Below are 11,170 nucleotides of genomic sequence, written 5' to 3'. Positions count from 1 at the left end.
AAAACCGGTCCGAGTGTCCACGATGACCTGAGACACACTGTCCACGATGTCTTGAGACAGAAATGTCCATTAAGTCATGAGACTCAACAGTCCCCAACCTTCAGGGTTGGCCGCCACAAGTGATAGGGCAACCCCGGGGGCGGCCCGCAGTACACTGGCACGACAGCCGTCCCTTGTTGTTTGTTAGGAAACCGTGCAGGCAATCAACGACTTCATCCTGGCCGCAGCGGGGCAACCCTGGGTCCTCATCCTTGTCTTCGTGTGCTGTGTGATCGACGGCTTCTTCCCGCCCATCCCCAGCGAGTCAGTGGTCGTCGGGCTCGCCGCGGTCGCCGCCACCGCCGACATCCCCAACCCGGTGCTCCTGGCCGCGACCGCCGCCGCCGGGGCGTTCCTGGGCGACAACATCGCCTACCTGATCGGCCGCGGCACCGGAACCCGGCGCTGGGCCTGGATGCGCGGCCAACGCATGCAGCGGGCCTTCCGCTGGGCCGGCACCGAGCTGCGGAAACGGCCGGCCTCACTGATTCTCGTGGCGCGCTTCGTGCCGATCGGCCGGGTCGCGGTCAACCTGACCGCGGGCGCCACCCACTTCCCGCAGTCACGCTTTGTGGGGATGACGGTGCTCTCCGCGGTGCTGTGGGGGGCGTACTCCGTGGCGATCGGCCTTTTCTTTGGCCAGTGGTTCGAAGAGAACCACCTGCTCGGCGTCATCGTCGCCGTCATCTGCGCGATCGGCCTGGGCATCCTGGTGGACCTCGCCATCAGCAGGCTGCGCGGCCGGCTCCCCGAGGACGCCGAACACCCGGTCCCGCCCCCGGAGCACTCCTGAAGCCGGGCGCCCTTGGATACAGCAGATTTATTTGGATGGAACGTAGCGCATCCTTGCCGGCCATGGGACACTAAAGAGCGCTTTTCGTCACTTTCCTAGGAGCAAAGCCCGCGTGGAATTCATCAATGAGGCTATTCTCCATGCCGCGGGACAATGGTGGATTTACCCGATCCTCACGATCTTCTGTTTCATCGACGGTTTCGTTCCGATTCTGCCCAGTGAAACCCTGATCGTGGCCTTGGGTGCACTGTCTGTCACGTCCGGCCAGCCGAACATGTGGTTCGTCATGGCCGCCGCCGCCGTCGGGGCAATTGCCGGTGACAACATGGCCTACCTGCTGGGCCGCCACATCGGCGTCGAGCGCTTCCGTTGGATGCGCAAACCCAAGGTCCACCGTGCCCTGACCTGGGCGCGCTATGAGCTCGACAAACGCGGTGCCATGCTGATATTCACGGCCCGGTACATTCCGGTGGGACGCGTGGCCGTCAACTGGATTGCCGGCACCACCGCGTACCCGCGGCGCCGCTTCGTCATCCTCGACATCTTCGCCTCCATCACCTGGGTCGCGTATTCGGCCGGCGTCGGCATCATCGCCGGCAACTGGGTTCACGAACACCCGCTTCTCGGGGTCGGCATCGCCATCGCGTTCGCCATCGTGCTCGGCATCGTGATCGACCACCTGCTGACCTGGCTGCACCGCTGGCGCGACACCAAGGGCGCCGCAGCGGCAGCCAGCCGGGCCGCCACCATGTCGGCCGAAGCGAAGGCCGCGCACACCACGACCGCGCAGTCCCAGTCAGCCGCCGGGCCCGCGCAGTCCCAGTCCGCCGCCAGTTCCGCCGCGCCCGCGCCCCGTCAGGCCTCCGGCACGTCGCCGGTGCCCGCACAGGTGGCGGCACCGGCCGACGTCGAGGCCTGATTCCGCCGTCCGGAGCGGCCGCCGGCTGACCGGCTGGTGTTGCCGGGCCTCCAACCCTAAGGTTGGAACGTGACTGAGATAATTCTTGACGCTGCCCCTGACCTCGACTTCGACCTGAAGGGCCTCCCCAAGGTTTCCCTTCACGACCACCTGGACGGCGGACTCCGTCCGGCCACCATCATTGAACTTGCCGAGGCCGCGGGACACACCCTGCCTTCCACCGACCCCGTCGCCCTGGGGGAGTGGTTCCGTGAATCCGCTGACTCCGGCTCGCTGGTCCGCTACCTCGAGACCTTCGACCACACGATCGCCGTGATGCAGACCAAGGAAGGCCTCTTCCGCGTGGCCAGGGAGTTCGTCGAAGACCTGGCCGACGACGGCGTGGTCTACGGCGAAGTGCGCTGGGCGCCCGAACAGCACCTCCAGCAGGGCCTGAGCCTGGACGAAGCCGTCGAGGCCGTGCAGGCGGGCCTCGAGGCCGGCGTCGACGCCGTCGCCGAGACGGGCCGCGATATCCAGGTCGGCCAGCTGATCACGGCCATGCGGCACGCCGACCGCGGCCAGGAAATCGCCGAACTGGCCGTCCGCCACCGCGACAACGGCGCCGTCGGCTTCGACATTGCCGGTGCCGAAGACGGCTTCCTGCCGTCCCGGTTCAGGGACGCCTTCACCTACCTGGCCCAGCACAACTTCCCGGCCACGGTCCACGCCGGGGAAGCTGCCGGACTCGAAAGCATCCAGTCCGCCCTGGTCGACGGACGCGCCCTGCGCCTAGGCCACGGCGTCCGGATCGCCGAGGACATCACGGTGGAATTCGATGCGGACGAAGACGCCGACAGCGATGAGGCCACCGACAACATCGGCATGGTCACCCTGGGCGAGCTCGCCAGCTGGGTCCGCGACCGCGGCATCGCCCTGGAAATCTGCCCCTCCTCCAACCTGCAGACCGGCGCCGTCTCCGGCTTCGGTGAAGGCATCGAGAGCCACCCGCTGGACATGCTCTACCAGCTGGGCTTCAACGTCACCATCAACACCGACAACCGGCTGATGAGCGGCGTGACCCTCACGGACGAGTTCGAACTGCTGGTCGAGACATTCGACTACGACCTCGACGACCTGCTGGAGCTGACGCTGAACGCTGCCGAGGCCGCCTTCCTGCCGCTGGAGGAGAAGGAAGCCCTCGTCGAATACATCAACGAGGCCTACGCCGACCTTGGCTAACCAGGACCCCCAGGCGGTGGGCGCGCTGGACGGGGGGCCCGCGGCAGCCGGGGTCCCCGGCCGGGCTTGCGAGGTCGGGGAGCTGGTGGGGACGATAGCCGAGCTGCGCACCCACTGCCCATGGATGGGGGCCCTCACCCATGAGTCCCTCGTGGAGTACCTCCTCGAGGAGGCCTTTGAGGTGGCGGAGACCATCGAGACGGCCGGCAGCGACGCCGAGCTGAAGGCCGAGCTCGGCGACGTCCTGCTCCAGGTGGTCCTGCACGCCCGGCTCGCCCAGGAGCGCGGCGCCTTCGACCTCCACGACGTCGCGCGCGGCCTGAGGGCCAAAATGATCCGGCGCAACCCGCATGTGTTCCGCCCTGACGGTTCACTGCAGGAGTCCTTCCCGGCGACGGTGGAGGAAATCGTCCAGACGTGGGACGCCGTCAAACGCTCCGAGCAGGTCCTGCATTCCGGGCCCGCTGACTCCGGCTCCGAACCCTCCCGCGCTGATTCTTCCCGGCTGGGGGCCCTCGGGGGCGTCCCCGCCGCCCTTCCGGCGCTGGCCCGGGCCCAAAAGCTCCTCGACCGCGCCGAACGGGCTGGCCTCCCGGCCGTCACCGGGCCGGTCGACGTCCCCTCCTCGGAAGAGGACCTCGGGGAGCTGCTCTTCGCCATCGCCGCCGCTGCCCGGGACCGGGGGCTCGACGCCGAGCGGGCGCTCCGCGGCGCGAACCGCCGCTTCCAGGAAGGCCCGACCGCGCCGTCGACCCCGTAATCCGCCACAATGACGTCCGGGGACTGGATAGGTTTCTGTAACTTATCCCACTCTCGACTAGGCTGGGTAGCGACGAGGACGTCGGTCTTTCAGCTTGATTCCCAGCTTGATTTCCCATCAGATTCCCAGCAGACCGCTTCACCCAAAGGAGCCTATCCATGGCGCTTATCGATGCCATCCACGCCCGCGAGATCCTCGATTCCCGTGGCAACCCCACCGTAGAAGTTGAAGTCCTGCTCTCGGACGGCCAGATCGGCCGCGCAGCAGTTCCCTCCGGAGCCTCCACCGGCGAGCACGAAGCCGTTGAACTCCGCGACGGCGACAAGGGCCGTTACCTCGGCAAGGGCGTCCAGAAGGCCGTCGACGCGGTCATCGACCAGATCGCCCCGGCCCTGGTCGGTTTCGACGCCACCGACCAGCGCAGCATCGACCAGTCGATGATCGACCTGGACGGCACCGCCAACAAGAGCAAGCTCGGCGCCAACGCCATCCTGGGTGTGTCCCTGGCCGTCGCCAACGCCGCCGCGGCCTCCGCCGACCTGCCGCTTTACAAGTACCTCGGCGGACCAAACGCCCACGTGCTGCCCGTGCCGCTGATGAACATCCTCAACGGCGGATCTCACGCCGACTCCGACGTCGACATCCAGGAATTCATGGTTGTCCCGCTGGGAGCCGAGACGTTCTCCGAAGGCCTGCGCTGGGGCGTCGAGGTCTACCATGCGCTCAAGGCGGTCCTGCAGGCCAAGGGCCTGTCCACCGGCCTGGGCGACGAAGGCGGCTTCGCGCCGAACCTTCCGTCCAACCGTGCGGCACTGGACCTTATCCAGGAAGCCATCCGGAACGCCGGCTACACCCCGGGCCAGGACATCGCCCTCGCCCTGGACGTTGCCTCCTCCGAGTTCTTCAAGGACGGCGCCTACCAGTTCGAAGGCAAGTCCCTCAGCTCCACCGAGATGAGCGCTTACTACGCCGAGCTCGTGGCCGACTACCCGCTGGTGTCCATCGAGGACCCGCTGGACGAGAACGACTGGGAGGGCTGGAAGACCCTCACCGACGCCATCGGCGACAAGGTCCAGATCGTCGGCGACGATCTCTTCGTCACGAACCCGGAGCGGCTGCAGACCGGCATCGATTCGCAGACCGCCAACTCGCTGCTGGTAAAGGTCAACCAGATCGGTTCCCTGACCGAGACCCTGGATGCCGTCTCCCTCGCCCAGCGCGCCGGTTACACCACCATCACCTCGCACCGCTCCGGCGAAACCGAGGACACCACGATCGCTGACATCGCCGTTGCCACCAACGCCGGCCAGATCAAGACCGGTGCCCCGGCCCGTTCCGAGCGCGTCGCCAAGTACAACCAGTTGCTGCGCATCGAAGAGGAGCTCGACGACGCCGCACGCTACGCCGGCCGGAGCGCCTTCCCGCGTTTCAAGGGCTAGTAACCGCACGAACTGCGAACCGGTGGCTATGGTTGAAAGACCATGGCCACCGGTCCCTTTATGGCCCGTCTTTGTTGGCACCGTTAGTGGCGCCGCGCAGCCGGGCCCAGGTCGGTGCCCGGTCCAGGCCACGGGATCAGCACTGAACGCCGCAAGCCAGCCGGGGGAGAACCTGGCATTACAGGAGTGACATGGCTACCCGCCGCCCCAAGGTTCCCCGGGCCACGCCGGCGGCCCCGAAGTCTCCGGACACCGGCGACGGCGGCGACGTCATCCAGGCTGATTTCGGCGGTTCCCGCGGCGCCCAGACCCACCCTGCCGGCAACGCCGCCCCCGGCCCGCGGACTCCCGGCAGGGCAGTAGGCCAGCACAGCGGCAAGGCCGGCTCCGCCCGGCCGGGCGGATCTGCGTCCGCAGCCGCTCCCAAGAACGCCTCATTAGGCTCCGGCTCCGCCCGGCCGGCCGGATCTGCGTCCGCTCCGAAGAACGCAGAATCAGGCGCCGGCACGCACGGCACGGCCAAGCACGGCACGGCCAAACCCTCCAAGGCCGGCACCGCACCAACGGCAGAGAACCTCGACCCGGTCCCCGCCAAGGCCTTCTCCGGCCGCATGCTGGCGCTGTTCGTCGTCATGATTGCCATCACCATCATGCTGGCGCCCACGGTCAAGATTTTCTTCGAAAAACGGGCCGAAATCGCCGCGCTCCAGGCGGACATTTCCAACAAACAGGCCCAGCAGGACGAGCTGAGGCGCCAGGTCTCCCGGTGGCAGGATCCGAACTACGTGAAACAACAGGCCCGGGACCGCATTAACATGGTTATGCCCGGCGAGACGGGCTACTGGGTCTTCGGCAGCGATCTTCCTGCCGGTTCCACCAGTGGCGCGGCCGGTGCAGGATCAGCACAAGACCCGGCCGAGCTGCCCTGGGTTGACTCCCTTTGGGACTCCATCCGGCGCTCGGCAACAGACTAGCAGCGGCGCCCGCCGCAGGATTGTCCGCCGGACAAGCCAGACAGGGCAGGAAGGTGCCCCCACCGTGGACCAGAACCGAGTGGACGAGACCCCCGCGGCAGTGAACCCGAGCGCAGACAAACCGAAGACCCCGGAACCGGCCCGCTCCCTGGCGGAATCCCGCCGGCCCTCGCCGCACGACCTGGATGTCCTGAGCCGGCAACTGGGGCGGCCGGTGCGTGACGTCGTGGAAATCCCGGCCCGCTGCGTCTGCGGCAACCCGCTGGTGGCGGCCACCTCGCCGCGGCTGAGCAACGGCACACCCTTCCCCACCACCTTTTACCTCACGCACCCCGTCATCACCTCCGCGGTGTCCCGGCTCGAGGCGGCCGGCCTGATGAACGAGATGAACTTGCGGCTCGGCGGGGACGAGGCCCTGGCAGCGGACTACCGCGGCGCCCATGATGCCTACCTGGCGTCCCGCGCGGAGATCGGGGCCAGGTCCGGGATCGGCGCCGTGCCGGAAATCGACGGCATCTCGGCCGGCGGAATGCCCACCCGCGTCAAGTGCCTGCACGTCCTGGTGGGGCATTCACTCGCCGCCGGACCGGGTGTGAACCCGCTCGGCGACGAAGCCCTCGCAGCCATCAGCGAATGGTGGACCACAGACCGCTGTTACTGCGACGGCGCCTGGGACACCGGCGGCGAGACCCCCTCGCAGGACCTCAGCAGGCACGGGCCGCAGGGGCTTCCGGAGATTGTTGGCCGGCCGGCCCCGGTCCGGAAGCCGCACGCCGGCACCACCGGCACCACCTCCGCCGGCACCACTGGCACCGGCGCCACCGGCACCGCCTCCGCCGGCACCACCAGTTCTGCCGAAACCACAGGCTCCGACGGCACCAGCGGGGCCGGCCAGTGACCCGCGTGGCCGCCGTGGACTGCGGCACCAACTCGATCCGCCTGCTCATCGCTGACCTGGACACGGACGGCGCGGCGCCCGGGTTGAAAGACGTGGTGCGCGAGATGCGCGTCGTCCGGCTCGGCCAGGGCGTGGACGCCACCGGCGAGCTCGCCCCGGAGGCCCTGGACCGGACCTTCGCCGCCACGGCGGACTACGCCCGGCAGATCCAGGGCCACGGGGCCACCAAGGTGCGATTCGTCGCGACCTCCGCCACCCGCGACGCCAACAACCGGCAGATCTTCGTGGACGGGATCCGCGAACTCCTCGGCGTCGAACCCGAGGTCATCACCGGGGACGAGGAAGCCGCCCTGTCCTTCGCCGGCGCCAGCAGCGTCCTTCCCTCCCGTGGCGCGGACCCCGTGCTCGTGGTGGACCTTGGCGGAGGCAGCACGGAGTTCGTGCTCGGCAACGCCGAGGGCGTCATCGCCGCCAAATCCGTCGACATGGGCTGTGTCCGAATGACCGAACGCCACCTGCGCAGCGACCCGCCCACGGCGGAGCAGATTGCCGCTGCGGAGGCCGACGTCGACGCTGCCCTTGAGGTGGCGGCCCGGACGGTCCCGCTGGACCGCAGCGCCGCCGTCGTCGGGGTGGCCGGTTCCATCACCACCATCACGGCCCACGCGCTGGCGCTGCCGGAGTACTCCGCTGCGGCAATCCACGGCACTGAACTGCCGCTCGACGCGGTGCGCCGCGCCTGCACGGAACTGCTGGAGATGACCCACGCCGAACGTGCCGCCCTGCCCTACATGCACCCGGGCCGGGTGGACGTGATCGGAGCGGGCGCCCTCGTCTGGCGGCGCGTCCTGGAACGGCTGGCCGGGGCCACCGAGGGCAGGGTCGCGTCGGCCGTCACCAGCGAACACGATATTCTTGACGGAATTGCCTTGAGCATCCGCTAAGCCGCGGGCCGGCTGGGCGGGGTGTCCGCCGGACGCCCCGCCGGCCGGCGCCCGATCCGCACATCCCCGCACACGTCCCTCCCGGCGTTCCCCCAGCGCCACCACAGCCCCAGCGACACCGAAGCCACAGCGCCACCAGCTGTCCCGCCGATAGGACCCTAATGACCAGAGCAACAGCCCGGCGCCGCCGGACCGCCTCCGCGTTGGTGGCCTTGGCCCTGGCGGGCAGCACTCTGACGGCCGCCCTGACCGCGGCCCCCGCCGCGCACGCCGACGCATGGCGCGACAAGGAATACTGGCTCGCCGAATCCGGCATCACCAAGGCCTGGGAGGTCTCCAGGGGCGCCAACGTCAAGGTCGCCGTGATCGACAGCGGCGTGGACGGCAAGCACCCTGACCTGGCCGGCGTGCTGGCCGGCGGCGTCGACGTCTCCGGGGCCGGAAGCCCGGACGGGCAAAAGAGCATCGGCGCGAAGCCCGAGCACGGGACCCTGGTCGCCACCATGCTGGCAGGCCGCGGCCACCAGCCCGCTGATTCCACGGCCACGGCCAGCCCCAGTGCAGGCCCGTCCGCCGCGCCGGATGGAGTCCCGCCGGATGGAATCGTCGGGGTGGCCCCCGAAGCGCAGTTGCTGTCCGTCTCCACCTGGCTCGGCTCCGCGAACCCCGGCGGTAAGAGCGACCAGGACCAGATACCCCAGGCCGTCCGCTGGGCTGTCGACAACGGGGCCCGTGTCATCAACATCTCGCTGGGCAGCACCGCGCCGGAATGGCCGCAAAGCTGGGACGCCGCCTTCCTGTACGCCGAGCAGAAGGACGTCGTGATCGTCGCCGCCGCGGGCAACCGCGGGGGAGGCAACGTCCAGGTCGGGGCCCCGGCCACCATCCCCGGCGTGCTGACCGTCGCCGGGCTGGACCGTAAGGGAACCGCCAGCATCGATTCCTCATCCCAGGGCATTAGCATCGGCGTCGCAGCCCCGGCGGAGAACCTGATCGGCGGCCTGCCCGGCGGCGGCTACGCGGAATGGGCCGGCACCTCGGGCGCCACGCCCGTCGTGGCCGGCGTAGCGGCCCTGATCCGCTCCAAATGGCCGGAAATGTCGGCCAACCAGGTCATCAACCGGATCGTCAGCACCGCGAAGGACGCCGGCGCCAAGGGGAAGGACCCGCTGTACGGGTTCGGGATTCTCGACGCCGAGGCGGCACTGAAGGCCGACGTCCCGGAAACCCGGGTCAATCCGCTGGGCTCGATCTCCGACTGGATCCGGGTCCACCGGCGGGGCAACCTGGCCACCGCGCCGGCGGCGTCCACGGCGGTCCCGTCCAGCGCGGCCCCCACCCTTCCGGAGGCCACCGTCCCGGTCGCGGAGCCCCCGTCCGAGCTGGACAGCGCCGTGCCGGCCCTGGTGGTACTGGGCTTCGGCGGGCTGTTCCTATGCATCGTGGCCGCCGCCGTCTTCCAGCTCCGGCGCGCCGTACGGCCGGCCCCACCGGCCGGCCCTGGGGGCCCCGGGAGCCCGGCAGGGTCGGACACCGGAGCGCTGGATTCTGCGGATTCCAGCGGGAAACCGTAGTTAGTGAAGTTTTTCACAAACTACGGTATTCTTGGGGGATGGCATCCTCCCCTCATCTCCAGGACCGTCCCAGGGTACTCGTCGTCGGCGGCGGCTACGTCGGCCTGTACGTAGCCCTCAAACTGCAGAAGAAGATCGCGAAGGCCGGTGGCATCGTCACCGTCGTTGATCCTCTGCCCTACATGACCTACCAGCCCTTCCTCCCCGAAGTTGCCGGCGGCAACATCGAGGCACGCCACGCCGTCGTCTCGCACCGCCAGCACCTCAAGCAGACCGAGCTCATCCAGGGCCGCGTCACCTCGATCGACCACGCCAACCGCACCGCCGTGGTGGCCCCGGCCGACGGCGGCGAGAACTTCGAGGTCCCGTACTTCGACGTCGTCGTGGCCGCAGGCGCCATCACCCGCACCTTCCCGATCAAGGGCCTCGCGGACAAGGGCATCGGACTCAAGACCATCGAGGAAGCCGTTGCCCTGCGCAACAAGGTCCTCGACCGGATCGAAGCCGGCTCGCTCATGACGGATCCGGCCGAACGCGCCCGCGCCCTGACCTTCGTTGTTGTCGGCGGCGGCTTCGCCGGCATCGAGTGCATCACCGAAATGGAAGATCTCGCCCGCGCCGCTGTCAAGAACAACCCCCGCATCAAGCAGGAGGAAGTCCGCTTTGTCCTGGTAGAGGCCATGGGACGCATCATGCCCGAGGTGACCGCCAGCCAGGCTGAGTGGGTCGTCGAGCACCTGCGCAGCCGCGGCATCGAGGTCCTGCTCAACACCTCGCTGGACAGCGCCGAAGGCTCCCTGAAGCTCATCAACCTCCCGGACAAGACCGCGGCCCAGGAATTCCAGGCCGACACCCTGGTCTGGACTGCCGGCGTGCAGGCGAACCCGATGGTCCGCTCCACCGATTTCCCGCTTGAGCCGCGCGGCCGCGTCCGTGTCCTCGCGGACCTGCGCATCGCCGGCGACGAAGGCATCATCGACAACGCCTGGTCTGCCGGCGACGTTGCGGCGGTCCCGGACCTCACGGGCAGCGGCCTCCCGGACGGCACCTGCGTCCCGAACGCCCAGCACGCGCTGCGCCAGGCCAAGCTCCTCGCCAAGAACCTGTGGGCCTCCCGCTGGGACAAGCCGCTCAAGGACTACAAGCACAAAAACCTGGGCGCCGTGGCCGGCTTCGGCGAGTGGAAGGGTGTAGCCAACATCAACCTGCTGGGCCGCATCGGCCTCAAGGGCCCGCTGGCCTGGCTGGCACACCGCGGCTACCACGGCCTGGCCATGCCGACCGTGGAACGTAAGATCCGGGTCATCTTCGGCTGGATCTTGGCCTTCTTTATGGGCCGCGACACCACCCAGCTGATCGACCTGGACAACCCGCGCGGCGCTTTCGTTGCTGCAGCAGCGCCGGCTCCCAGGCCGGCCGCGGCACCCGCCGCCCCCGCTGTGGAGAAGCCGACGACAGAAGCGCGCAAGACTGTAAACAAGGAAGCTGTTTCGGCCGACTCCAAGTAGCCTGCAGCAGCCTTCGGCGGCGGCCGTTCCCTTGCGGGGGAGCGGCCGCCGTCGTCGTTAACCCAAACGCCGTCCCCGGCAGCCTGCCGCGGCCTGGCCGG

The 11,170-nt window shown here is 68.8% G+C and carries 10 protein-coding genes; all 10 read left to right on the top strand.

Annotation, left to right across the window (positions count from 1 at the left end; translation table 11 throughout):
- Positions 1-193: 193 nt before the first annotated feature.
- The 10 genes from ACZYZ3_RS10215 to ACZYZ3_RS10170 all read left to right on the top strand — a co-directional run bounded on the left by ACZYZ3_RS10215 (position 194) and on the right by ACZYZ3_RS10170 (position 11,069).
- On the top strand, positions 194-832 hold the full coding sequence (locus ACZYZ3_RS10215; RefSeq protein ID WP_463963706.1) for a DedA family protein: 639 nt from the start codon (positions 194-196) through the stop codon (positions 830-832).
- A 112-nt stretch (positions 833-944) separates the two neighbouring features.
- Positions 945-1,751: a DedA family protein gene (locus ACZYZ3_RS10210; protein ID WP_463963705.1), complete on the top strand. Its 807-nt coding sequence runs from the start codon at positions 945-947 to the stop codon at positions 1,749-1,751.
- A gap of 69 nt (positions 1,752-1,820) precedes the next feature.
- Entirely contained in the window at positions 1,821-2,972 is a 1,152-nt protein-coding gene (locus ACZYZ3_RS10205; RefSeq protein WP_463963704.1) for an adenosine deaminase, read from the top strand.
- Positions 2,973-3,096: 124 nt separating this feature from the next.
- On the top strand, positions 3,097-3,732 hold the full coding sequence (locus ACZYZ3_RS10200; RefSeq protein ID WP_463963718.1) for a MazG nucleotide pyrophosphohydrolase domain-containing protein: 636 nt from the start codon (positions 3,097-3,099) through the stop codon (positions 3,730-3,732).
- 158 nt (positions 3,733-3,890) lie between these two features.
- Entirely contained in the window at positions 3,891-5,171 is a 1,281-nt protein-coding gene (gene eno, locus ACZYZ3_RS10195; protein WP_463963703.1) for a phosphopyruvate hydratase, read from the top strand.
- A 191-nt stretch (positions 5,172-5,362) separates the two neighbouring features.
- A complete protein-coding gene (locus ACZYZ3_RS10190) occupies positions 5,363-6,145 on the top strand; it encodes an FtsB family cell division protein (protein ID WP_463963702.1) in 783 nt (260 codons plus the stop codon).
- Positions 6,146-6,293: 148 nt separating this feature from the next.
- Positions 6,294-7,043 carry a DUF501 domain-containing protein gene (locus ACZYZ3_RS10185; protein ID WP_463963717.1) on the top strand — a complete coding sequence of 250 codons (750 nt, stop codon included), beginning with the start codon at positions 6,294-6,296 and terminating at the stop codon, positions 7,041-7,043.
- Entirely contained in the window at positions 7,040-7,987 is a 948-nt protein-coding gene (locus tag ACZYZ3_RS10180) for a Ppx/GppA phosphatase family protein (protein WP_463963701.1), read from the top strand. Before ACZYZ3_RS10185 ends, ACZYZ3_RS10180 begins: the two co-directional genes overlap by 4 nt.
- 161 nt (positions 7,988-8,148) lie before the next feature.
- Positions 8,149-9,561, top strand: coding sequence for a S8 family serine peptidase (locus ACZYZ3_RS10175; protein WP_463963700.1), 1,413 nt, complete (start codon positions 8,149-8,151; stop codon positions 9,559-9,561).
- Positions 9,562-9,599: 38 nt separating this feature from the next.
- The gene (locus ACZYZ3_RS10170) at positions 9,600-11,069 is read left to right on the top strand and encodes an NAD(P)/FAD-dependent oxidoreductase (RefSeq protein ID WP_463963699.1); all 1,470 of its coding nucleotides are present in this window, start codon (positions 9,600-9,602) and stop codon (positions 11,067-11,069) included.
- The last annotated feature ends 101 nt before the right edge of the window (positions 11,070-11,170 follow it).

The sequence above is a fragment of the Pseudarthrobacter linnaei genome, from assembly GCF_055412825.1.
The sequence above is the reverse complement of the archived record's forward strand: the minus strand, read 5'-3'. Positions and strand labels throughout refer to the sequence as shown.